The sequence below is a fragment of the Streptomyces griseoluteus genome, from assembly GCF_004784465.1.
GTDB lineage: Bacteria > Actinomycetota > Actinomycetes > Streptomycetales > Streptomycetaceae > Streptomyces > Streptomyces griseoluteus.
Genome location: NZ_SRRU01000007.1, coordinates 377,407 through 400,478, shown reverse-complemented (window position 1 = coordinate 400,478; position 23,072 = coordinate 377,407). Strand labels below are relative to the sequence as shown.

The following is a 23,072-nucleotide window of genomic DNA, read 5'->3' as shown; positions in this document are numbered from 1 at the left end:
GCCGCTCCCGTTTCCCTCTGCCCCCAGGAGTCACACCGATGACCAAGGCAGCACCGCCGTCAGGCACGCACGGGCACGACGACAGCGAACTCGCGGAGTTCGGGTACCGGCCCGAACTCAAGCGGACGCTGGGCAACTTCCACACCTTCGCCGCCGGGATCAGCTACATCTCCATCCTGACTGGCACCTTCCAGCTGTTCTACTTCGGCTACGGCAGCGGCGGTCCCGCCTACTGGTGGTCGTGGCCGATGGTGTTCGCGGGCCAGTTCGCGGTGGCCCTCTGCTTCGCGGAGCTGGCGGCCCGGCATCCGGTGGCGGGCTCGGTCTACAACTGGTCGAAGCGGATCGGCAATCCGCACCTCGGCTGGCTCGCCGGGTGGATGATGCTTGTGGCATCCATCGTGTCGATCGCGGCGGTGGCGCTGGCCTACCAGCTCACGCTGCCGCAGATATCGTCCGCCTTCCAGTTCGTCGGGGACGGCACCGGAACCTACGACGTGGCGACCAACGCGGTGGTGCTGGCGGCCGTGTTGATCCTGTTCACCACGCTGGTCAACGCCTTCGGCGTGAAGCTGATGGCCCGGATCAACACCGCGGGGGTGTTCATCGAGCTGGTCGCCAGTGTGGTGCTGATCGTCATGCTGGCCGTCCACATCACCCGTGGCCCGCGGGTCGTGCTGGAGACCAACGGCACCGGCGCGGGCCACGGCGCCGGTTATCTCGGCGCGTTCCTGGTGGCGTCGCTGGCGTCGGCGTACGTGATGTACGGCTTCGACACCGCCGCCTCGCTCGGCGAGGAGTCGCTGAACCCCTCCCGGAACGCGCCCCGCGCCATCCTGCGGGCGATCATCGCCTCCTTCGTACTGGGCGGCCTGGTGCTGCTGCTGGCGCTGATGAGCGTCTCCAGCCTCAAGGGCGACAAGCTGTCCACGGACGGGCTCCAGTACGTGGTGCTGGACGTGCTCGGGCCGACGGCCGGCAAGGGGATGCTGTGGTGCGTGCTGATCGCGGTCACGGTGTGCGCGCTGGCCGTGCACACGGCGGCGATCCGGCTGGCCTTCGCCATGGCACGGGACAACAACCTGCCCGCCTCCTCGGTGCTGGCCCGGGTGAGTCCGCGTTTCCGGACGCCGGTGGTGCCGGCCGTGGTGATCGGGGTGCTGGCGCTGGCGATCCTGGTGGTCAACATCCGTCAGCCGCAGATCTTCACCGTGGTCACCAGCATCGGCATCATCATGATCTACCTGGCCTACCTGGGCGTGACCGCGCCGATGCTCGTGGCACGGCTGCGCGGCCGATGGACCCCGGCCGGGGAGGGGCGGTTCTCGCTCGGCCGCTGGGGGCTGGCCGTCAACGTGGTCGCGGTGGTGTGGGGCGCGGGGATGACCCTCAACCTGATCTGGCCGCGTCCGGCGGTGTACAACGCGAGCGCGCCCTACCACTGGTATCTGCGGTGGGGCGCGGTGCTGTTCGTCGCGGTGATCGCGGGCGGCGGGTTCGCGTACTACTGGTTCGTCCAGCGGCACCGGACGGGGGTGCTGGCGGAGCACCGGCTGGAGGTCCCCGCGGAGACCTCCGAGCCGACGCCCGCGTCAGACTGAGGGCACCCCAGCCGACGGCCGCTTGTACATCCGGGTCGCGGTGATCTCACTGCGTACCGCCTCCCCGTCCTGCCGCTGCTGCGGCAGGCCCGGCCGGAGGTGTTCCTCCACGCTGATGTACTTCAGCCCGGCCCGGAGGTCGGCGTCGTTGCGCAGCCGGATGACGAGCGGGAACTCGGCCAGCGCGGTGGTGTCGAACAGGCCGGTGGTGTACAGCAGCTGGACGCCCAGCGCGTCGGACACGGCGCGCTGCAGCTCCAGCAGATATGTCGCGTTGGCGCGGCCGATAGGGTTGTCCAGGAACAGCGTGCCCGCGTGCCGGTGCTTGTCGCGGCCCCGGTCGTTGGAGCGCAGTGCGGCCATCGTGCAGTAGAGGGCGATGGCCGCGGTGAGCAACTGGCCGCCGGAGAACACGTCGCCCATCTGGCCGACGGGAACCCGCTCGGCGCGCAGGACCGCGTCCGGCTTGAGGATCTCCACCGCGACGCCCTTGGGCTGGAGCGCGGCCGCCACTCCGCGCAGCAGCAGGGACAGGCCGTCCCGGCGCAGGTCGGAGTTCTTCTTGACGGCGGCGCGGGTCGCCTCGTCGATGACCTCGCCGAGCCGCTCGGTGAGGGTGGCCTGGTCGGGCTCCTCGAAGCGGATGCGGAGGAACTCCTGCCCGGACCACTCGCCGAGTCCCTCCGGCAGCCGGGAGAGCCGCTGGGCGGAGCGGAGGGTGGCGAGGGAGGACTCCACCAGGCCCCGGAGCCGGTCCACGATCGAGTCGCGGTTGCGCTCCAACTGGGCCAGCTCGTCGGTGAGGACGCGCAGCCGGGGTGCGAAGGCGTCGGCCCACTTCTGGGCGTGCTCGGGCAGCGCGGCGGCGGGCAGTTCGCGGATCTGCTGCCGGGCCGGGGTGCGGACCTGCTCGTAGCGGGTGGAGTTGGCGTGCCGTACCAGGATGTCGCAGGCCTCGCGGACGGCGGTGTCGGCAGCGGAGAGGTCGGCGGCGCAGCCGCGCAGCGAGCGGCGGGCCTCGGCGGCGGACTGCCGGGCCTCCTCCAGGGTGCCGGGGTAGGGCTCGGGGTCCTCCCGCTCGTCCTCGGCGGCCGGTTCGCGCAGCAGGTCACCGAGCATCGCCGCGACCTCGTCGAAGCCGCCCGCGCCGTCTTCGGCGGTGCGGTGCGCGTGCTGGAGTTCGGCGTGCGCGGCGCGGGCCTCGGTCAGCGCCGCGGTGCGGGTGGCGAGTTCGGCGGTGGCGGTGCGCAGCAGGGCCTGGGCGTGCTCTGCGTCGCGCGGCTGGAGGTCCTCGGGCAGCTCGGTGTGCGCCTCGCCCTCCTCGGGGGCGTGCCGCTCGGCCTCGCCGCGCAGCCGGCCGAGCTGTTCGCTCGCCGTGGACATGCGGGTCTCCAGCAGTTGCACCAGTTCCTCGGCGCGGGCGGCGGCCGCCTGCCGGGAGGGGCCGTCGGAGCCGTCGGGCGACTCGAGGAGCTGTTCGGCGCGGGTGCGGACCTTGTTGCTGAGCCGGTCCAGGTCGGCGCGGGCGGCGCTCTCGTCGCTCTCGGCGCGGGCCTGTTCGGCGCGCAGGTCGGCGCCGACGCCTACCTTCTCGTACACCTGCGACGCGGCCCGGTACGCCTCCCGCAGCGCTGGCAGGGACGCCTTCGGGGCGCCGTCCTCCGCTTCGGGCACGTCGTCGGGGGCGCCCGCGATCTCGGCGCGCTCGGCGCGCAGGGCGCGGGCGGTGCGGCGGGCGTCGTCGGCGCCGCGCTGGGTGGCGCGCCGGTCCTCGTCTGCGGCGCGGGCGCGCTCCAGGCAGGACTGGGTGCGGGCCTCGGACTCGGCGGCGTCGTCGGCCAGTTCGCGGAGCTTGACCTGCCAGGTGGCGCGTTCGCGGAGCCGGTGCGCGAGTCCGGCGAGGGCGTCCGCGACGCGGCTGGCGCGCTGGGCGGCCTCCTGGCGTTCGTCGCGCAGCCGCGTGGCCTCGGCGGCGGTCTCCTCGGCCTCCGCGCGGGCGGTGCGGGCCTCGGTGAGTTCGGCCTCGGTCTCGTCGGCGAAGGCGCGGGCCTCCTCGGCGGCGGCCGCGAGTTCGACGATCCGGCCGGCCGGGCAGCCGGTGCGCCAGGAGGCGAGCCGGGCGGCGAGTTCGCGGTCCTTGCCGAGGCGGGCGGCGAGCGCCCGGATCTCGTCGTCGCGCTCGGTGGCCCGCGCGCGCAGGGCCTGGCGTTCCTCGTCGGCGGCGTGCTCGTCGTGCATGGCCGGGTTCGGCGGCACGAGGAAGACGTCGGTGGGCCGCGCCTCGGCGGCGGGGGCCGGGGCGAGGAGGGCGGCGGCGGTGCCGACGGCGACGGCGGAGCGGGGCAGCAGGGCCGCCTCGCCCAGGGCCTCTCGGGCGCGGGCGTGGGTGTCCGGGTCGGTGATGATCACACCGTCGACCAGCTCGGGGCGGGTGGCGAGCACGCGCGCGTGGTCGGCGGGGTCGACGGCCTGGGCGAGGTAGCGCCAGCCGGGCAGGGCCGGGATGCCGTGCTCGCCCAGGTACTCCACGGTGGCCAGCACGTCGGGGCCGGGCGGCAGCAGGCCGCCGTCGCCGAGCGCGGAGAGGATACGGGTGTCGTCGGCGGCGGCGGTGCGCAGGTCGAACAGGGTGCGCTCGGCGGCGGACACCGCGTCGTCCAGAAGGCCGCGCAGCTCGTCGGCGAAGCGGTCCAGCTCCTCGGCGGTGAGCGGCCCCCCGCCGGCGCCGTCGCGTACGGGCTCCGAGGCGTCGGAGCCGTCGCGCGGGGCGGGGATGGCGGAGCGCGCGGCACCGGCGGCGGGCAGGCCGAGCAGTTCCGCGAGGCGTTCCTCGGCGGCCAGCGCCTCCGCCAGCCGGCGCTCGGCCTCGTGGGCGCGCTCGGCGGCGGTGGCCGCGTCGGCCGCGCGGGCGGCGGTGAGTTCGGCGCGGGACTCGGCGGCGGCCGTCTCACGGGCGTGCTCGACGGCCGCGCGGGCCGCCTCGCGGGCGGTGTCCCAGGCGGCGACGGCCGTCTTCTCGGCGTCGCTGGCGGCGAGCGCGGCCCGCGCGGGGTCGGCGTCGGGGGCGGTGTCGTCCAGCCAGCCCGCGCGGACCGCCTCGGCCGTCTCCTGCTCGACCTCGGTGAGGCGCTGGCGCAGGTGCCCGATCTCGCTGCGGGCGCGCTGGGCGTCGGTCGCGGCGGAGGTGGAGTCGCGGTACGCGGCGTCGCTGACCTCCTGGAGCGCGGCGGAGCGCTCCTCCTCCTCGTTGGCGAGCGCCTCGGCGTTCCCGGCGGCCGCGTGCAGGGCGCGTACGAGGTCGACGGCGGCCCTGGCGCGGGCGGCGAGCGCGGGCGCGGCGTCCCGCTCGGCCTCCTGGATGGCGGCGGAGACGCGTGCGACCCGGTCGGCGGCGGCGCGGTGGCGCAGCACGACCTCGGCGGCCTGCCAGGCGGAGTGCAGGGTGCGGGCGTCGGCCAGCTCGCGCTTCTGCGCGGCGGCGGCCTTCTCGGCGGCGGCCAGCGCCAACGAGGCGTGCCGGTAGGCGAGTTCGGCCGCGATCAGCGCGCTGCGCTCGCGGGCGCCTTCGGACTGGGTGACGGTGTCGGCGGCGGCCGTGACCCGCTGGGCGAGGTCGGTGGCGCGGACCCGCTCGCGCACGGCCCGCGCGGACAGCCGCCGGGCCAGGGTGCGGGTGCGGCGCTCGGCACCGGTGTGCACCTCCCGCGCGCGGGTGCGGGCGTCGGTCGCCTCGACGATCCGGCCGAGCAGGTCGACCGAGCCCGCGGTGAAGTCCCGTTCCGCGATGAGTTCGGCGCGGCGGCCCAGCTTGTTGCCGAAGCCGCCGACGAGGTCGGCCAGGCCGTCGGTGTCACGGGTGTCGGTGACGGCGCGCAGCAGCAGGTCGGTGAAGTCGGAGTCCTTCTTGACCGCGAAGAGGCCGGCCGCCTCGCCCTCGTCGGCGTTCATCTCCCGCTGGTAGCGGAAGAGTTCGGGGTCCAGGCCCAGGTCGCCGAGGTGCTCGGTCCAGCGTTCGTGGGTCTCCTCCCAGTGCGCCTCCAGGTGCGGGTAGTTCTTGCCCGCCTCGGTGAGGGCGTCCCGGAAGCCCTTCATGGTGCGCCGGCGCCCCTGCGCCCCGGAGGCGCCCTCCACCAGCGGCCGTACGGCGGTGGACTCCGCGACCGGCAGGTTGTCCAGGCTCAGACCCGGGCCGGGCCGGAAGGAGTACCAGGCTTCGGCGAACTTGCGCGGGTCGTTGGAGACCTGACGGCCGCGCCACTCACTGACCTTGCCGACGACCACGCACTCGCCGGTCTGCACATGCTGCCACTCCAGCGCGACGTGCCCGCAGTCGTCGGCGAGCAGGAACTTGCGCAGCACGCCGGAGCTGGCGCCGCCCAGGGTGTTGCGGTGGCCGGGCAGCATCACCGAGAAGATCAGCTTGAGCAGGACGGACTTGCCACCGCCGTTCTCCAGGAAGAGCACACCGGCGGGCGCGGGGCGGCGCGGCGGGCCGACCGGCTCCTCCTCGAAGAACTCCGCCTGCGTGGGCGCCGGATCGGGCACGGGGGCGCCCACGCCGCGCATGTCGAGCACGGTGTCGGCGTAGCGCGCGCCGGCGGGCCCGATGGAGTAGAGGCGGACGCGGGACAGCTCGTACATGGCGGACTCTCGTGAGGTCTTCGAAAAGGTGCGGGCGGGTCAGGAGTGGAAGGGCAGTCCGGCGTCGGCCACCAGGTCCAGGTCGTCGGTGTCCTCGGCGGGCAGCAGGGTGGCGGAGCCGCCGGTCTCGGTCACCACGCCCAGCTCCAGCAGTTCGCTGAGCGCCGCGCCGCCCGCCATGTCCCGCACCTGCAACTGGTAGCGGGCGGTGGTGCGGTAGGTGCCGCCGTGGTCGTCGCCGGTGCGCTGGAGGAACCCGGAGTCGGTGAGGAAGCCGAGCGCCTTGGCGACGATGCCGGTGGTGGAGGCGGCCGGGCGCCGGGCGTCCTTGGTGGCGCCCGTGGCGCTGCGCCGGGCCCAGATCCGCCAGGCGGCCTCCAGACCGGGGACGTCGGTCACCGGGTCGGTGTTCTCCCCCGACCGCTCGGCCCGCTCCTCCAGCCTGCGGCACGCCTGCCGTACGAAGGCGTCCACGCCGTTGACCGTGACGCGCCCGATGTAGGAGTCGTCGGCCAGGTCCTCGGGCCGGGGGAAGGCCAGCGCGGCCACGGCCAGGTGGGCCAGGCCGTGCAGGAACCGGTCGGCGGAGTCGGCGGCGGTACGGCGGGCGTAGTCGCCCATCCGCACCGCGAACACCGAGTCCTCGGCGGCCGTCACGGCCATCCCGGCCCGTGGCGACACCTCCAGCACCACGAGTCCCAGCCCGGTCGCCACGGCATCGGCCAGCCGCGCGAACGCCCCGTCCTCCCGGTACCGCCGCAGCAGCTCCGTGTACTCCTGGTCCCGCGCGGGCTGCAACTTCGGCTGCAGCCCGAACGCCACCAGCCGCGCCGCGTCGGCGGCGTCGGCGGGGGTGACGGCCGGCGGCGCCGCCGGCGCTTCGACGTCACTCCACTCGACGTACTCGGTCACGGTCGGATCTCCTCGGGCATCTTGAGAACAGGGGTACAGGTGACTTCCTCAGGGGCGCGGGGCTGTGTCCGCTCATGCGGCTCCGCCGCGTGGACGCGACCGACCACAGCCAACGGAAAGCCGCTCACCCGGCCACCGCCCGGTCGCTGGCCATCCCCACGGCGTCCAACAAGGCGGTCCCCACGATGAGATCGGCCCCACCGAAGTCCGGATCATCCAGCTCAGTACCGTCGTCCACGGCGAACAACAGCTTCGCCTCCCCCTGCCGGTAGGCGGTACCGACAGCGGGACTGGCCGCGTGAATGGCCATCAGCGCCACCAGATAGGCCAGCTCGAACCCCTCAGCGGCCCGAGCCTCCGCGAGCAGCCCCGACAGCCTCCGGGGAGCGTCCGCCGGCAGATCCAGCAGAGCGCGGGCCGCAGCCACCTGCTCCTCCGAGAACCGGCTGTCGTCCGGTGTGGCGATCAGATCCGGCTCCGGCATCTCCGCCCCCAGATGCTCCCGCTCGACCGGTGGCGTCAGCAGGATGTCGACCAGATCCCCCACCCGCACCGACACCGGCGTACGCAACCCCACCCCGCTGCCGAAGAACGCGTCGGTGACCCGGATCGCCTGCTGAAGCGGCAACGGCAGGACAGGCGCGACCAGATGCCCGTACAGGTCCATGCCGGAGGTCCCCGTGGGCGTGGCGAACGCCTGCCGGTCCTGCTCCGCACGGAACAGCGGCCCCGCCTCCAGCAGCCGCGACTGGAGCTGGGTGTGGCGGCGGATGCAGTCCTTGACGATGTCGACCAGCTCGGCCGCGCGCCGCTTGTGCTCCGGCTCCTCCGTCTCGTCGCGGGCCTTGCGGATGTTGGTGAGGATCGCGTTCTCGTGGCGGTAGCGGTCGGCCACGTGGTCCAGCGCCTCGGCGATCATGTCGGGCACGGAGTTGAGCCAGTCGACCGCGCGGACGTTGCGCCGGGTGGCGTCCAGGGCGCGGCGCAGGGTCTCGGAGTACTGCACGGTGCGGTAGCGGGCCTGCTCGGCGGCGAGCTGGGCGTCGGCCAGCCGGCCCCGGTTGATCAGCACCTCCAGCTTGACCTCGGCGGCGATCTGGGCGCTGGTGACATCGGTGTCGAGGGCGCCGACGAGGACGTTGACGGCTTCGTCGGTGGTCCGCAGGTACACCGTCCCGCCGGGTCCCGGAACCTCTTCGATGAGCTTGAAGTCGTAGTCGCGGCGGACATAGCTGCCGTCGGAGGCGAAGGTGCCGTACACCGCGCGGAAGCCGCGGTCGGCGCTGCCGACGTTGATCAGGTTCTCCAGCACCCAGCGGGCCACCCGCTCGTGCTCGGCGGTGGTGCGGTGGGGGGCCTGGGCGGCGATGCGCGGGACGAGCCGGGCGACGATCTGCTCGTGGTCGGCGCCGGTGTCGAAGTCCATGTTGAGCGTGACGAGGTCGATGGCGGCGAGCGCCACCTCGGCCATGCCGTACGTCGAGTACTCACCGGCCAGGTTGGCCTTGCGGGCGTCCAGGTCGTGCAGCGGGGCCGTGCAGGCGAGCGCGCGCAGCCGCCGCGCCAGCCCCTCGTCGGCGGCCGGGCCCGGCGCGGGGCGCGGTGCCGCGCTGAGCTGGGGCGGAACGCTGTCCGTCGGTGCAGGCGAAGTCACGGTGCACAGATTAGGTCCTCGGTCCGACAACCACCCAAACGGTGTGGAAGCGACGGCCGTCACAGCGGCGCGAGACCCCCCTGACCGAAAGGCGTCTCACTGCTCGTCGACCCGGCGGCGGTAGACCTCCAGCACTCGTTCGAGGGAGTCCGCGAGATAGGTCGACAGCAGTTCCTCCGCCCCGGCCCGGTCGCCGGCGCGGAGGGCGTCGAGGATCTGGCGGTTGCGGGCGAGGTAGGGCTCGTGGAGGCGGCGCGGGTGGTCCACGTGGTGGAAGGCGAGCCGGAGTTCGGCGAAGACGCTGCGCATCAGTTCGTCGGTGCGCTCGCTGCGGGCCAGCGCGACCAGTTCCCGGTGGAAGTGGAAGTTGGCCGTCCCCAGCGCTTTCCAGTCACTTTCCCGCGCCGCCGACTCCCCCTCGGCGACCGCCCCGGCGAGCCTGTCGAGGGCGTACGGGGGCTCGCCGAGGCCGCGTACGACGGCGCACTCGACTAGGGCGCGGGTGCGGTAGATGTCCTCCACGTCCGCGACGCTCAGCACCCGGACGAAGACGCCCCGGTTGAGTTCGTGCACCAGCAGCCGTTCATGGGTGAGCAGCCGGAACGCCTCGCGCAGGGTGTTGCGGGACACCCCGAGGGCGCCGCCGATGCTGTCCTCCGACAGCCGGGTGCCCGGCGGGAAATAGCCCTCCGCGATCCGGCTCCGGAGGATGTCGGAGACGCGTTCGGCGGTGCTGGTACGGCCCAGGAGGGCGCGGTCGTCGGCCAGTTGACCCAACTGCTCTGCCATGCCCGGAATTCAACCGCAGAGCCGGGGACGAGACAACGTACCCATTGAAGGATCGTTGAACGATCCTCTACGGTGCTCCGCACGGCCCTCCCCCACGAGGCCGGCACCGCACGACCCGCACTGCTCACCGACCCGCACCCCCTCACGCTTCTGCGAGGTGCCGCCCATGAGCACGACTCCCCCGCCCCAGCTGACCGCCGTCCCGGACCGAGCCGCCCACGAGGAAGGGCCGTTGGGCTGGTTCCGCGCCCTCGGCCCGCGCGGACGCCGCGCCTTCGCCGGGGCCTTCGGGGGCTATGCCCTCGACTCCTACGACTACTTCACGCTGCCGCTGACCATGGTCGCGCTGGCCGCGTACTTCAACCTCGACAGCGGCCAGACCGGGCTGTTCACCACGGTCACGCTGGTGGTGTCCGCCGTCGGCGGGGCCCTGGCGGGCATGGTCGCGGACCGGATCGGCCGCGTGCGGGCCCTGATGATCACCGTCGTCACCTACGCGGTGTTCACGGTCGCCTGCGGCTTCGCCCCCACCTACGAGACGCTGCTCCTCTTCCGCGCCCTCCAGGGCCTCGGTTTCGGCGGTGAGTGGGCGGTCGGGGCCATCCTGGTCGCCGAGTACGCGAGCGCGCGGCACCGGGGGCGCACCCTCGGCGTGGTGCAGAGTTCCTGGGCGGTCGGCTGGGGTCTGGCCGCGATCGTCTACACGCTGGTGTTCTCCTTCGTCGGCGAGGACCTGGCCTGGCGGGTGCTGTTCTGGACCGGCGCGCTCCCCGCCCTGCTGGTGGTGTGGCTGCGCCGCCGGGTGCACGACGCGCCGCAGGCCGCGGCGGCCCGGGAACACAGCCCGGAGCGCGGCTCGTTCACGGCCATCTTCCGGCCAGGCACGGCGAAGGAGCCCGGCCTGCTGCGCACCACCTTCTTCGCGAGCCTGCTCTCCACCGGTGTGCAGGGCGGCTATTACACGCTGGCCACGTGGGTGCCGACGTACCTGAAGACCGAGCGCGGCCTCTCCGTCGTCGGCACCGGGGGCTATCTCGCGCTGCTGATCTCCGGGGCCTTCCTCGGTTATCTGACCGGCGGCCACCTCACCGACCGGCTGGGCCGGCGCCGCGCGATCTGGCTGTTCGCCCTGCTGTCGGCGGTCTGTGTGCTGGCGTACGCGAACATCCCGCCCGGCGCGGGCACCCTGCTCCTGATCCTGGGCTTTCCGCTCGGCTTCTGCATGTCGGCCATCTTCAGCGGCTTCGGCTCCTATCTGAGCGAGCTGTACCCGACGCCGGTGCGCGGTACCGGACAGGGCTTCACCTACAACACCGGGCGCGCGGTCGGCGCGGTCTTCCCGACGCTGGTGGGCTTCCTGGCCGACAGCTGGGGCGTCGGCGGTGCGCTGGCGTTCGGCGCGGCGGGCTACGGGCTGGCGGCGCTGGCGCTGTTCGGGCTGCCGGAGACGCGTGGACGGGAGCTGGCATGACCCGCCCCGACCTGACCGGCGACCGTCCCGTGGCCCTGGCCGAGTCCGGCGCCCGCGACTGGAGCCCCCGCACCGCGCGGGCCCGCTTCCGGGCGGGCCTGACCGGCCCCACGGCGGGTGTCGCCGCGGGCCACACGCAGGCCAACCTGATCGCGGTGCCCGCCGACTGGGCCTACGACATGCTGCTGTTCTGCCAGCGCAACCCCCGCCCCTGCCCGGTGCTGGACGTGACGGACGCGGGCGCGGTCACCACCGTCCTCGCGCCCGGCGCCGATCTGCGCACCGATCTCCCGCGCTACCGCGTGTGGCGGGACGGCGAGCTGGTGGCCGAGCCGTCCGACGCGCGCGAGTACTGGCGGGACGACCTCGTCGCGTTCCTGCTGGGGTGCAGCTTCACCTTCGAGTGGGCGCTGGCCGGGGCGGGCGTGCCGATCCGCCACGTCGAGCAGGGCCGCAACGTGCCGATGTACGTGACCGGCCGGCAGTGCCGTCCCGCGGGGCGGCTGCGCGGGCCGATGGTGGTGTCGATGCGCCCGGTGCCGCCGGAGCATCTGCGGGCCGCGATCCGGGAGAGCGGGCTGCTCCCGGCCGTGCACGGCGGCCCGGTGCACTGCGGCGACCCGGCCGCCCTGGGCATAGCGGACCTGACCCGGCCCGACTTCGGTGATCCGGTGGACCTGGCGCCCGACGACATACCGGTGTTCTGGGCGTGCGGGGTGACCCCGCAGGCGGCGGTGATGGCGTCCCGGCCGCCGTTCGCCCTCACGCACGCGCCGGGGCAGATGTTCCTGACCGACGCGCGCGACGAGCAGTACCGCGTGGTCGGCGTCGGCTGATCCGCGTACCCGAGGAGGTTCGTACCCGATGACCGTGACCGGACCGGTCGATCTCAACGCCGACCTGGGCGAGGGCTTCGGCCGCTGGCAACTGACCGATGACGAGGGGCTGCTGTCCGTCGTCACCAGTGCCAATGTGGCCTGCGGCTTCCACGCCGGGGACGCGGCGACCATGCGCCGGGTGTGTGAACTGGCCGCCGCGCGCGGGGTGACGATCGGCGCCCAGGTCTCCTACCGCGACCTCGCCGGTTTCGGCCGGCGCGCGATGGACGTGCCGTCCGCCGAGCTGGCGGCCGAAGTCGCCTACCAGATCGGCGCGTTGGAGGTGTTCGCACGGGCCGCCGGCGCCCGCGTGGCCTACGTCAAGCCGCACGGCGCGCTCTACAACCGCGTCGTACGGGACGAGGAGCAGGCCCGCGCGGTGGTCGACGGGGTGCTCCTGGCCGGCGCCCGGCTGCCGGTGCTGGGCCTGCCCGGCTCACGTCTGCTGGAGGCGGCCGGGAAGGCGGGCCTCCGCGCGGTCCCGGAGGCGTTCGCGGACCGCGCCTACACCGACGAGGGCACCCTCGTGCCGCGCGACCGGGAGGGTGCCGTGGTCAGCGACCCGGCTGCGGTGGTGGCACGCTCGCTGGACCTCGCCCGCTCCGGGGAGGTGACCGCGCTCTCCGGCGCCCGCGTCCGGGTACGGGCCCGCTCCCTCTGCCTGCACGGCGACACCCCCGGCGCGGTCGGGCTGGCCCGGCGGGTCCGCACCCGGCTGGCGTCGGCGGGCGTACCGGTGGAGGCGTTCGCGTGAGGGCGCTCCCGGTGGGCGCGCACGCCCTGCTGGTGGAGGTCGCCTCCGCCGGGCAGGCGCGCGCCCTGCACGCGGAACTGCTGCGGCGGCGGGCGGCGGGCTCGCTGTCCGCCCGCGAGATCGTCCCGGCGGCCCGTACGGTCCTGCTCGACGGCGTGGACGACCCGGTACGCCGGGCCGCCGAACTGACCGCCGCCGAGCCGCCGCCCGCTCCCGAGGCCACCTCCGTCCCGGTCGAACTCCCCGTCCGCTACGACGGACCCGACCTCGCCGAGGTCGCCGCCCACTGGGGCGTGTCGGCGCGCGAGGTCGCCGAGATCCACGCCGGCATCGAGTTCACCGTGGCCTTCTGCGGCTTCGCCCCCGGCTTCGGCTACCTCACCGGCCTGCCGGAGCACCGGTACGTGCCCCGCAGAGCCACCCCGCGTACGGCGGTCCCGGCCGGGTCGGTCGCGCTGGCCGGGCCGTACACCGGCGTCTACCCGCGTGCGTCGCCGGGCGGCTGGCAGTTGATCGGCCGTACGGACGCCGTGCTGTGGGACACCGCGCGGGAACCGGCCGCCCTGCTGGCGCCGGGCACGCGGGTCCGCTTCACGCCCGTGGGGGCCGCGTGACGGACCGTGCGCTGGTGGTGGTGCGGGCGGGCGCGCTGACGACCGTGCAGGACCGGGGGCGGCCCGGCCATGCTCACCTGGGCGTCCCCCGCTCCGGCGCCCTCGACCCGCCCGCCGCCGCGCTCGTCAACCGGCTGGTCGGCAACTCCCCGGACGCGGCCGTACTGGAGACGACGCTCGACGGCTGTGCCCTGCGGGCCCGTTCGGCGGTCACCGTCGCGGTGGGCGGGGCGCCCTGCCCGGTGAGGGTGGGCGGCCGCCCGGCGCCCTGGGGCGCACCGGTCCGAGTGTCCTCCGGCGAGGTGCTGGAGGTGGGGGCGGCGGTGGCGGGTGTGCGGTCCTACCTGGCGGTCGCGGGCGGGGTCGCGGTGGAGCCGGTGCTCGGCAGCCGGGCCACGGACCTGCTGTCGGGCCTGGGCCCACCGCCGCTCGCCGACGGCAGGGTGCTCCCAGTGGGCCCGCCGACGGCCGCCCCGGCCCGCCTGGACACCGCCCCGCAGCCGGCGCCCCCGGCCGAGCTGGTGCTCCGGGTGACGCTGGGTCCGCGCGAGGACTGGTTCACCCCGCAGGCCCTCCGGGACCTTACGACCCGTACGTATCGTGTCTCCGCGGCCGGCAACCGCATCGGGCTGCGCACGGAGGGGCCCACGCTGGAACGCGCCCGCTCGGGTGAACTGCCCAGCGAGGCGATGGTGCTGGGGGCGATCCAGGTCCCGCCGGACGGTCTGCCCCTGATCTTCCTGGCCGACCACCCCACGACCGGCGGCTACCCCGTCCCGGCGGTGGTCCACCCGGCGGACCTGCCGGGCGCGGCCCAGGCGAGGCCGGGCACGCCCCTGCGCTTCGTACTCGTGCGCCGATGAAGGGGGCCCGCCGTTGATCCGGCGGGGCCCCCGTCAGCTCACAGCGTCTGCGGGTCCTGTTCGAAGCGGCTGCGGACCGCCGTCTGCACCTCGTCCTCCTCCGCGGGGTCGGCGGCCAGGCGGCGGAGGCGTTCGACGACACGGGCGTCGCCGGTCTCGGCGTGCCGGGCGGCCAGTTCGCGGGTGGTCTCCTCGCAGTCCCACAGGCACTCGACCGCGAACCCGGCGGCGAAGGAGGGGTCGGTGGCCGCGAGAGCGCGGGCCGCGCGGCCGCGCAGATGGGAGGAGGCCGTCTCCCGGTAGATGTGGCGCAGTACGGGCGCCGCGCAGGCGATGCCCAGGCGTCCGGCGCCGTCCACCAGGGTCCACAGGGTCGGCGCGTCGGGGCCTTCGCCCCGTACGGCCTCGCGCAGGGCGCCGAGGACGAGGTCGCTGTCCTTCGCGCCGCCCCGGCAGGCGAGCACGCGTCCGGCGGCGGCGCCGAGCACGTCGGGCCGCTGGGCCCAGCGGCGGGCGCGGTCGACGGCGGCCGGGGTGCGCATCCGCTCGAAGGCGTCGAGGGCGGCGTCCACCACGACACCGGGCCCGTCCGCGACGGCGGCCTCGACCAGGTCGAGCGTCTCGGGCGCCCCGCTGTCGGCGAGATAGCGCAGCGCCGTGCAGCGGGCGCCGTCGGTGCCGGACCGGGCGGCGGCCAGGATCTCCGGCCGGTCCTCGGGCGCGGCGACGGCGACCAGGCAGCGGGCGGCGGGGACATGGAGGGCGGCGCCGCGCTCGAGGCCCTGCTGGGCCCATTCGAAGACGGCGTCCACGCTCCAGCCGGGGCGGGGCCCGGTGGGGCGCATCTGCTGCTGCCAGCGGTCGAAGCTGCCGGCCTCGCTGGCGGCCCGTACCCGGGCGGAGACGGACTGGCGCGGGTCGTCGGCCCACAGCCGCCAGGGCCGTGGCTCGAAGGCGTCGCGTACGGCGGCGGCCAGTTCGGCCTCGCCGGCCGGGTCGGTGCCGAAGCGGGCCAGCACGGGGACGGCGAGGGCGCGCAGGCCCGCGTCGTCGTCGCGCAGGGCCAGCTCGTCCAGCGCCCAGGCCCAGTTGGCGCCCTGGGCGGCGTACCGGCGCAGCAGGGCGAGCGCGTCGAGCCTGCCGTAGGAGGCGAGGTGGCCGAGGACGGCGAGGGCGAGCCCGGTGCGGGACTCGTCGGCATCGAGGGCGTCCCCGGGGTCGAGGAGGTGGGCCTCGATGGCGTCCAGGCCGCCGTTCAGGTCGAGGTAGAGGCGGGCGTAGTAGAGGGAGCGGTTCTCCACCTGCCAGTCGTGGCGGGGGTCGTGGAGGACGCAGTGGTCGAGGGCCTGGAGCGCCTCGGCGCGGGGGGCGGTGAGCGCGTGCAGGGTGCCGTCGCCCCGGCCCCGCTGGAGCAGGCCGAGCAGGGTACCGCTGGGCGCTATGACCGGATCGAACATGGGAAACAGCCTCACATCAAGCGTCGACGCAACCGGGGACCACTCATCACCTGGCCGCGTGACACAACGTCGGAGTGCCCGCCGTCTCTTGCTTGCTGCTGCCCATTTCTCTCTGCCTCTCGTCGGGGCCCCTTGCGGGCCGCTTCACGGCCCGCGTGGTGCGGCATCTCCCGCCCGGCCATCACGTCCGTGAATCACGTCGTCATGATGACCCGCGGTTTGTGCCGCCGCGACCGTATTTACGGCGGTCCCCCTCCGCCTCCCCCCGTTGATCTCCGCCCCCCGAAGGGGCCGGTTGCCGAAGTGTCAGTGCGCGCCGAACAGTTCCAGCAGTTCGATCTTGCCGAACATGCGCGCGGTGTCGATCGCCGAGGGCGTGCCCGCGGCCGGGTCGGCGCCGCCGTCGAGGAGCGCCTGGATGACCGCGGTCTCACCCTTGAACACGGCTCCGGCGAGCGGGGTCTGTCCCCGGTCGTTGACCCGGTCGGCGTCGGCGCCGCGCTGGAGCAGCGCCCGGACCGCGTCGGCGTGCCCGTGGTACGCGGCGAGCATGACCAGGCAGTCGCCGCGGTCGTTGGTGAGACCGACCGGGACGCCCGCGTCAACGTAGGCGACCAGTTCCTCGGTCCGGCCCTGCCGGGCCAGGTCGAAGATCTTGGTCGCCAGCTCCACGACCTGCGGGTCGGGGGCTTCGCTCATCGGCCGGACCGCCTCTCATGACTTCCGTTCGGGTGAATCGCCAGCGTACTGGCTCGCGCGCCGACGTGGGGGCTCTGCCCGGCCGGGTGACCGGCGGCTCCACCACCCGTGGGAAAAAACCCGAATTTCACCCAGTTGCACCTTTTATCGTATGGATACATTCTGTGATTCTGGAAGTACTCATGGTGACTGTCCCCCCTTCGACACCAGGAGGTCCCAAATGATCCTCTCCATGTCCGGCGTGGTCCTGCTCGGCATCATCGTCTTCCTGTTCTTCCGCAAGGACGGGCTCAAGGGCTCGCACGCCGTCGTCTCGGCGCTGTTCGGCTTCTACCTGGCGAGCACGGCCATCGCGCCCAGCATCAAGGCGGGCGGCGAGAGCCTGGCGAGCCTCCTCGGCGGCATCAAGTTCTGACCGCGCCCCTCCCCCGAGGCCACGCGGACCGGCGGGTCCCGTCCGAGGGGGAGTCACCCCACGCCCGTACCCACCTCCAGGAGACAGCAGTGGCCCGGCGCCCACTCCCCCGCATTCTGAGCAAGGACAGCGCGCAGCTCGCCCGCACCCAGCTCGCCCGGAGCCGGGAGCTGGCCCGGACGGCGGCCGACAGCGCCACGGACGTCCTCCACCCGCTGATCACCATCTCGCGCGGCCTGCGCCGGCTGGCCCTGGCCGGCCGGGCCAAGGTCGCCGCCACCCCCAAGGACAAGCGGGGCCCGCTGCTGTTCCTGGCGGCCGCCGTGGTCATGGCCGTCGCGCTCATGCCGTACGGCCCGCTGCTGGCCGCCGTGTCCCTGATGGTCACGGCGGCCTGGTACGGACGCGACCACGGCCCGGCCGCGCCCGAGGGCCCCGACCCCGCGCGGGCCGAACGGCTCCAGTCGCTCTACGAGGCGCTGGTGCCGTGCTTCTCCACCGCCGGCGACCCGGCCCCGCTGTACGCGCACGGCGGCGCGTGGGACGCGGTCTTCACGGAGCACGAGTTCGACGAGGGCGGCCGGCTGGAGCGCGTCGTCATCCGCTACCCGGCGTACTTCCCGGACGGCGATCCCGGGTCCCGCGCGCGGGTCGAGCGGCTGCTGACCGCCAAGGCGGGCCGCGGCCGGGAGTACCGCTTCACCTGGGAGGAGGAGGGCAACCGGCTCACGCTGAGCGTCCTCGCCGCCCTGCCCGCCGGCATCACCGCCCAGCACTTCGTCACCGCGCCGGGCGAGACGGTGCTCGGCTTCACCGACCCCGACGAGGTCCAGCGCACCCTCCCGCTCTCCTACGGCGAGGAGCGGTGCGACGTGCCCCCCGTGGTCTGGCGCACCGGCAGCCGCTCGCCGGAGCCGCATCTGCTGATCATGGGCCAGCCCGGCAGCGGCACGTCCACGCTGGTGCGCTCCATCGCCCTCCAGGCGCTGCGGCACGGCGACGTGATGATCGTGGACGGCGGCGGCACCGGCGAGTACTCGTGCCTGATCGGCCGGGAGGGCGTACTGGCCGTGGAATGCGCGCCGGCCGGGGCGGTGGCCGGTCTCGAGTGGGCTGCGCAGGAGACCGAGCGGCGGCTCCTCGCGGTCAACGAGGCCCGGCAGGCGGGCGCTCCGCCGCCGCAGGACACCACGCGTCCCCTGTGGGTCCTCCTGGACCGCCCGACCGTCTTCACCCACCTCGCGGAGGCGGAGCACCGCACCGACCCGCAGGCCCTGCTTCAGGTCCCGCTGCGGCACGGGCGGGCGGCCGGCGTGACGGTGGTGGTGGCCGAGCAGTTCGACAGCGCGGACACCCTGAGCGAGGCGATCGGCCAGCACACCCGCGCCCGGGTGGTCCTGGGCCCCGCCTCCCCCCAGCAGGTGGCCGCCTTCCTGGGCGCCCCGCCGCCCACCACCCCGCCGGACCGGACTCCGCCCGGCCGCGGCTACGCCCGCCTCGGCTCCGGCCCGGTCCACCGCCTCCAGGTCCCGGCCACCCCGGACCCCTACGACGAGGCGGCCCCGGAACCGGAGCGCCAGGCGGTACTGTCCCTGCTGCCCGGGCGCATCGCACCGGCGGAGCCGGAGCCGACCCGCTCGATGGAGGTCGTCTCCCCGGCCGAACCCGCGGACGCCGTCCCGGCGGACCGAGCCTGACCCGCGCACGGCGGACGTGCCCGCTCCAACCCCTCGGAGCGGGCACGCTGCTGTGCACGGCCCCGCAGGCTCACGCCACGAACGCGCCCGACGCCTCCCCGCCCCCGGTGACCCCCGACTCCACCAGCCGCGCGGCCGAGGCCAGGCGGGCCGCCGCCTCGTCGGCCACCGCGCCGCCCACCGTGAACGGCAGCCGCAGGTATCCCTCGAAGGCGCCGTCGACGCCGAAGCGGGGCCCGGAGGGGACACGGACGCCGACCCGCTCGCCCACTTCGGCGAGGCGCGAGCCGGAGAGGCCGCCGGCCCGGACCCAGAGGGTGAGACCGCCGGCCGGCACCTCGTACTCCCAGTCGGGCAGCTCGCGCCGGAGGGCGGCGAGCAGGTCGTCGCGGTTGTCGCGGGCCTGGGAGCGGCGGAGGGCCACGGCCTGCTCCCAGCCGCCGCTGGTGAACAGCCAGTGCACGGCGAGCTGTTCGAGGACCGGGGTGCCGAGGTCGGCGTAGGCGCGCGCGGCGACCAGGCCGCGGATGACGTCCGGGGCGGCCCGCACCCAGCCGATGCGCATCCCGGCCCAGAACGCCTTGCTGGCCGAGCCGACGGTGATGACGGTCGAACCGGCCGGGTCGAAGCCGCACATCCGGCGGGGCATGTTGCGGCCCAGCTCCTCCTCGAACCACAGCTCGGTCATCGTCTCGTCGGCGACCAGCACGGTCCCGGCCGCACGGGCCGCGTCCACGAGCCGGCGCCGCTGGTCATCGTCGGCCAGCGCACCGGTCGGGTTGTGGAAGTCGGCGACGACATAGGCCAGCCGGGGCGCGGCCTCGCGGAGCACCTGGCGCCAGCCGTCGAGGTCCCAGCCGCCGAGCCCCTCGGCCATGGCGACCGGGACGAGCCGGGCGCCCGCCTCCCGCATGAGCTGGAGGATGTTGGCGTAGGACGGCGACTCGACGGCGATCCGCTCGCCCCGGCCCGCGAAGAGGTGGCAGATGGCGTCGATGGCGCCCATCGCGCCGGTGGTCACCATGATCTGCTCGGGCATGGTCGGGATGCCCCGGGCGGTGTACCGCTCGGCGATCACCGCGCGCAGAGCGGGCACTCCGGCCGGGTAGTCGCCGTGGGTGTGGGCGTAGGGCGGGAGGTCCTCCAGGGCGCCGGAGACGGCACGGGTGAGCCAGGGCTCGGGTGCCGGGAGGGCCGCGCAGCCCAGGTCGATCATGGAGCCGAGCGCCTCGGGCGGCAGGGGTTCCAGGCCGCGCGCGGGCAGCGGGTTGCCCGCCGGGACGGCCGTCCAGCTGCCCGCACCGCGCCGGGACTCCAGGAACCCCTCGGTGCGCAGCGTCTCGTACGCGGCGGCGACCGTGGTGCGGCTGACGGAGAGGGCGAGGGCCAGCTCGCGCTCGGCCGGCAGCCGCGCGGCCACGGGGACGCGGCCCTCCAGGACGAGCAGCCGGATGCCGTCGGCCAGCGCCCGATAGGCGGGCGGACGACGCGTGCCGGGGCCACCCGGCCGTTCCTGCTGGGAGTTGAGGAGCCGGGCGAGCTGAGCGGCACCCACCGCAGAGGTCCAACGCGCCATGAAGATCAGTCCACCTTCCCCGGATTGGCCATGGATAGCCTTCCGTCCCAAGCCACAGAGTGACACGGGCAAGGCCACTGCCACCACCCCAGGGGGGTATTCCATGTCCACTCCGGGCCGTCTCTCCCGCCGGCTGTTCCAGCTCTACGGCGGTCTCGCGCTGTACGGGGCGAGTTCGGCGCTGCTCGTCCGCTCGGGCCTCGGCCTGGAGCCGTGGAACGTGCTGCACCAGGGGCTCGCCGCCCGTACCGGCCTGAGCATGGGCGTGGTGCTGACCCTGCTCGGCGCGGTCCTCCTGCTGCTGTGGATTCCGTTGCGCCAGCGGCCCGGCCTGGGCACGGTCTCCAATGTGCTGGTGATCGGCTTCGCCATGGACGCCACCCTGTCCGTACTGCCCGGCGCGCACGGTCTGGCCGCGCGGATCGCGCTGCTGGTCCTCGGGGTCGTGCTCAACGGCGCGGCGACCGGCCTCTACATCGCGGCGGACTTCGGCCCCGGCCCGCGCGACGGCCTGATGACCGGCCTGCACCGGCGGACCGGCCGCTCGATCCGGCTGATCCGCACCTGTGTGGAGGTCACCGTGGTGGCGACCGGCTTCGCCCTCGGCGGCACGGTCGGCGTCGGCACCGTGCTGTACGCGCTGGCGATCGGCCCGCTCGCCCAGTTCTTCCTGCGGGTCTTCGCGCTGCGCCCGGTGCCCGTACCGAGCAGGGTGGTTGCCGGCCACGAGCCGGAGCGCGCGATACTGCGCCGGTGACCGAGCCCATACGCCACCCGTACCTGGACCACCCCGGCCCCATCCCGTTCGCCCACCGGGGCGGGGCGGCGGAGGGGGTGGAGAACACGGTCGCGCAGTTCCGCCGGGCGGTCGCGCTGGGCTACCGCTACATCGAGACCGACGTCCACCTCACCGCGGACGGCACGCTGGTCGCCTTCCACGACGACTCCCTGGACCGGGTCACCGACGGTACCGGCCGCGTCGCCGACCTGCCGTGGGCGGAGGTCCGGCAGGCCCGCGTGGGCGGGCGGGAGCCCGTACCGCTCTTCGCGGAGCTGCTGGAGACGTTCCCCGAGGTCCGCTGGAACGTGGACGTGAAGGCGGACGCGGCCCTGCTGCCCTTCCTGGAGCTGGTCGGGCGGACGGACGCCTGGGCCCGCGTCTGCCTGGGCTCCTTCTCCGAGGCGCGGGTGCGCCGGGCGCAGCGGCTAGCGGGGCCGAGACTGGCCACCTCGTTCGGCACCCTGGGCGTGCTGGGGCTGCGGCTGCGCTCCTGGGGGCTGCCCGTCCCGGTGCGCGGCTCGGCCGTGGCGGCGCAGGTGCCGGAGGCCCAGTCGGGGGTTCCGGTGGCCGACGGGCGCTTCGTACGCGCGGCGCACGCGCGAGGGCTCCAGGTGCACGTGTGGACGGTCAACGAACCCGAGCGGATGCACCGGCTCCTGGAGCTGGGGGTCGATGGCATCATGACCGATCACATCGACACGTTGCGCGAGGTCATGGAGGACCGCGGCGTCTGGGTCTGACCGGGCCCCGCGACACCTCCCCCGCCTTGGCACGGCACTGCGGCGGGGAAGCGAGGGCGCGGGGTGGGTATCGGCACCGTGCGGGCGGGGGCGCCCGAGGAGATGGCGGGTTCACGGCGCGAGCAGCGCGGCTGGTACTGGTACGACTGGGCGTGCTCGGTCTACTCCACGAGCGTCCTCACCGTGTTCCTCGGCCCGTATCTGACCGCCGTGGCCCGGCACGCGGCCGACGCCGACGGCTATGTGCACCCGCTCGGGCTGCCGGTGCGCGCGGGCTCGTTCTTCGCCTACACGGTGTCCCTGTCGGTGATCGTCGCGGTGCTGGTGATGCCCCTGGTGGGGAGCCTGGCCGACCGCACGGGCCGCAAGAAGCCGCTGCTGGCCGCGGCCGCGTACACCGGGGCGGCCGCGACCACGGGCATGTTCTTCCTGGACGGCGACCGGTATCTGCTCGGCGGGCTGCTGCTGGTGGTGGCCAACGCGGCGCAGTCGGTCGGGATGATGCTCTACAACTCCTACCTGCCGCAGATCGCCCCGCCCGCCGAACGCGACCGGGTCTCCTCGCGCGGCTGGGCCTTCGGCTACGCGGCCGGCTCCCTGATGCTGGTCGTCAACCTGGTGCTGTACCTGGCCCACGGCTCCTTCGGGCTCTCCGAGCCGGCGGCCGTGCGGGTGTGCCTGGCCTCGGCCGGGCTGTGGTGGGGCGCCTTCGCGCTGATCCCGCTGCGCCGGCTGCGCGACCGGCACGCGCGCGTGGCGGCCGCCGCCCCTACCGGGCTGCGGCAACTGGCGGCCACGGTGAAGGACATGCGCCGCCACCCCCGCACCCTCGCCTTCCTGCTGGCCTACCTCGTCTACAACGACGGCATCCAGACGGTGATCACCCAGGCCTCGGTGTACGGCTCGGAGGAGCTGGGTCTGGAGCAGTCCACGCTGATCGGCGCGGTCCTGCTGGTGCAGGTGCTCGCGGTCGCGGGCGCCCTGGCGATGGGCCGGCTGGCAAGGTCCTACGGCGCCCAGCGCACGATCCTCGGCTCGCTGGTGGCCTGGACGTGCACCCTGGCCGCCGGGTACTTCCTGCCCGCCGGGGCGCCGGTGTTCTTCTATGTGCTGGCGGCCGCGATCGGCCTGGTGCTCGGCGGCAGCCAGGCCCTGTCCCGCTCGCTGTTCTCCCACCTGATCCCGCCGGGCAAGGAGGCGGAGTACTTCTCCGCGTACGAGATGAGCGACCGGGGCATGAGCTGGCTCGGCCCGCTGCTGTTCGGGGTGACCTACCAGCTCACCGGAAGCTACCGCTCCGCGATCGTCTCCCTGGTGGCCTTCTTCGTGATCGGCTTCGTCCTGCTGGCGCGGGTACCGGTCCGGCGTGCGATCGGCGAGGCGGGGAACCCGGTCCCCGAAAGGATTTAGCGTTCAACACGAAAGGGCGGTAGTGTACGCGTTTGGCCTGCCAGGCGTACCGTTACTGCGCGTCAAAGACAGCGAAACGGTAGGTCATATCTGCGAGCAGATGTGACAAACCGGGCGCGT

18 protein-coding genes are annotated in these 23,072 nt (G+C 74.4%); 11 read left to right on the top strand and 7 right to left on the bottom strand.

Annotated features, from left to right (window positions below):
- The first annotated feature begins 38 nt into the window (after nucleotides 1–38).
- Nucleotides 39–1,601 carry an APC family permease gene (locus tag E5082_RS21340; RefSeq protein ID WP_135792826.1) on the top strand — a complete coding sequence of 521 codons (1,563 nt, stop codon included), beginning with the start codon at nucleotides 39–41 and terminating at the stop codon, nucleotides 1,599–1,601.
- On the opposite strand, the gene E5082_RS21335 is transcribed toward E5082_RS21340, so the two are convergent.
- The 4 genes from E5082_RS21335 to E5082_RS21320 form a co-directional block, all read right to left on the bottom strand.
- Nucleotides 1,593–6,242 carry a hypothetical protein gene (locus E5082_RS21335; RefSeq protein WP_135792825.1) on the bottom strand — a complete coding sequence of 1,550 codons (4,650 nt, stop codon included), beginning with the start codon at nucleotides 6,240–6,242 and terminating at the stop codon, nucleotides 1,593–1,595. The two genes, E5082_RS21340 and E5082_RS21335, sit on opposite strands and share 9 nt — an antisense overlap.
- A 39-nt stretch (nucleotides 6,243–6,281) precedes the next feature.
- Nucleotides 6,282–7,154: a hypothetical protein gene (locus tag E5082_RS21330; protein ID WP_135792824.1), complete on the bottom strand. Its 873-nt coding sequence runs from the start codon at nucleotides 7,152–7,154 to the stop codon at nucleotides 6,282–6,284.
- Between the two features lie 124 nt (nucleotides 7,155–7,278).
- On the bottom strand, nucleotides 7,279–8,808 hold the full coding sequence (locus E5082_RS21325; RefSeq protein WP_135792823.1) for a hypothetical protein: 1,530 nt from the start codon (nucleotides 8,806–8,808) through the stop codon (nucleotides 7,279–7,281).
- 96 nt (nucleotides 8,809–8,904) lie between these two features.
- A complete protein-coding gene (locus tag E5082_RS21320; protein ID WP_135792822.1) occupies nucleotides 8,905–9,597 on the bottom strand; it encodes a GntR family transcriptional regulator in 693 nt (230 codons plus the stop codon).
- Between the two features lie 166 nt (nucleotides 9,598–9,763).
- Between E5082_RS21320 and E5082_RS21315 the strand changes: the two genes are divergently transcribed.
- Genes E5082_RS21315 through E5082_RS21295 form a run of 5 tightly spaced genes read left to right on the top strand, consistent with a single transcriptional unit; the run spans nucleotide 9,764 to nucleotide 14,177 of the window.
- Nucleotides 9,764–11,068 carry an MFS transporter gene (locus tag E5082_RS21315; protein WP_135792821.1) on the top strand — a complete coding sequence of 435 codons (1,305 nt, stop codon included), beginning with the start codon at nucleotides 9,764–9,766 and terminating at the stop codon, nucleotides 11,066–11,068.
- A complete protein-coding gene (locus E5082_RS21310; RefSeq protein WP_135792820.1) occupies nucleotides 11,065–11,904 on the top strand; it encodes a putative hydro-lyase in 840 nt (279 codons plus the stop codon). Before E5082_RS21315 ends, E5082_RS21310 begins: the two co-directional genes overlap by 4 nt.
- A gap of 28 nt (nucleotides 11,905–11,932) precedes the next feature.
- Nucleotides 11,933–12,700 carry a LamB/YcsF family protein gene (locus tag E5082_RS21305; RefSeq protein ID WP_135792819.1) on the top strand — a complete coding sequence of 256 codons (768 nt, stop codon included), beginning with the start codon at nucleotides 11,933–11,935 and terminating at the stop codon, nucleotides 12,698–12,700.
- Nucleotides 12,697–13,314 carry a 5-oxoprolinase subunit B family protein gene (locus tag E5082_RS21300; protein WP_135792818.1) on the top strand — a complete coding sequence of 206 codons (618 nt, stop codon included), beginning with the start codon at nucleotides 12,697–12,699 and terminating at the stop codon, nucleotides 13,312–13,314. Before E5082_RS21305 ends, E5082_RS21300 begins: the two co-directional genes overlap by 4 nt.
- On the top strand, nucleotides 13,311–14,177 hold the full coding sequence (locus E5082_RS21295; RefSeq protein WP_135792817.1) for a 5-oxoprolinase subunit C family protein: 867 nt from the start codon (nucleotides 13,311–13,313) through the stop codon (nucleotides 14,175–14,177). The genes E5082_RS21300 and E5082_RS21295 overlap by 4 nt, the downstream gene beginning before the upstream one ends.
- 38 nt (nucleotides 14,178–14,215) lie before the next feature.
- Here the strand turns inward: E5082_RS21295 and E5082_RS21290 are convergent, their stop codons facing one another.
- Together E5082_RS21290 and E5082_RS21280 are read right to left on the bottom strand one after the other, a co-directional pair.
- On the bottom strand, nucleotides 14,216–15,634 hold the full coding sequence (locus E5082_RS21290) for a HEAT repeat domain-containing protein (RefSeq protein ID WP_135792816.1): 1,419 nt from the start codon (nucleotides 15,632–15,634) through the stop codon (nucleotides 14,216–14,218).
- Between the two features lie 306 nt (nucleotides 15,635–15,940).
- A complete protein-coding gene (locus E5082_RS21280) occupies nucleotides 15,941–16,333 on the bottom strand; it encodes an ankyrin repeat domain-containing protein (RefSeq protein WP_135792815.1) in 393 nt (130 codons plus the stop codon).
- 220 nt (nucleotides 16,334–16,553) lie between these two features.
- Between E5082_RS21280 and E5082_RS21275 the strand changes: the two genes are divergently transcribed.
- Both E5082_RS21275 and E5082_RS21270 read left to right on the top strand, forming a co-directional pair.
- On the top strand, nucleotides 16,554–16,748 hold the full coding sequence (locus tag E5082_RS21275; RefSeq protein ID WP_030810431.1) for a hypothetical protein: 195 nt from the start codon (nucleotides 16,554–16,556) through the stop codon (nucleotides 16,746–16,748).
- An 89-nt stretch (nucleotides 16,749–16,837) separates the two neighbouring features.
- On the top strand, nucleotides 16,838–18,445 hold the full coding sequence (locus E5082_RS21270; protein ID WP_135792814.1) for an ATP-binding cassette domain-containing protein: 1,608 nt from the start codon (nucleotides 16,838–16,840) through the stop codon (nucleotides 18,443–18,445).
- 70 nt (nucleotides 18,446–18,515) lie between these two features.
- On the opposite strand, the gene E5082_RS21265 is transcribed toward E5082_RS21270, so the two are convergent.
- Nucleotides 18,516–20,021 (bottom strand): SCO1417 family PLP biosynthesis transcription factor, encoded by a 1,506-nt coding sequence (locus tag E5082_RS21265; RefSeq protein WP_135792813.1) that lies wholly within the window; start codon nucleotides 20,019–20,021, stop codon nucleotides 18,516–18,518.
- 103 nt (nucleotides 20,022–20,124) lie between these two features.
- Here E5082_RS21265 and yczE point away from each other — a divergent pair, with 103 nt between their 5' ends.
- The 3 genes from yczE (at nucleotide 20,125) to E5082_RS21250 (ending at nucleotide 22,952) form a co-directional block, all read left to right on the top strand.
- Complete coding sequence (gene yczE / locus E5082_RS21260) at nucleotides 20,125–20,778, top strand: membrane protein YczE (RefSeq protein ID WP_135792812.1); 654 nt, start codon at nucleotides 20,125–20,127, stop codon at nucleotides 20,776–20,778.
- Nucleotides 20,775–21,542: a glycerophosphodiester phosphodiesterase family protein gene (locus E5082_RS21255; RefSeq protein WP_135792811.1), complete on the top strand. Its 768-nt coding sequence runs from the start codon at nucleotides 20,775–20,777 to the stop codon at nucleotides 21,540–21,542. Before yczE ends, E5082_RS21255 begins: the two co-directional genes overlap by 4 nt.
- Nucleotides 21,543–21,605: 63 nt before the next feature.
- Nucleotides 21,606–22,952 (top strand): MFS transporter, encoded by a 1,347-nt coding sequence (locus E5082_RS21250; RefSeq protein WP_135792810.1) that lies wholly within the window; start codon nucleotides 21,606–21,608, stop codon nucleotides 22,950–22,952.
- The last annotated feature ends 120 nt before the right edge of the window (nucleotides 22,953–23,072 follow it).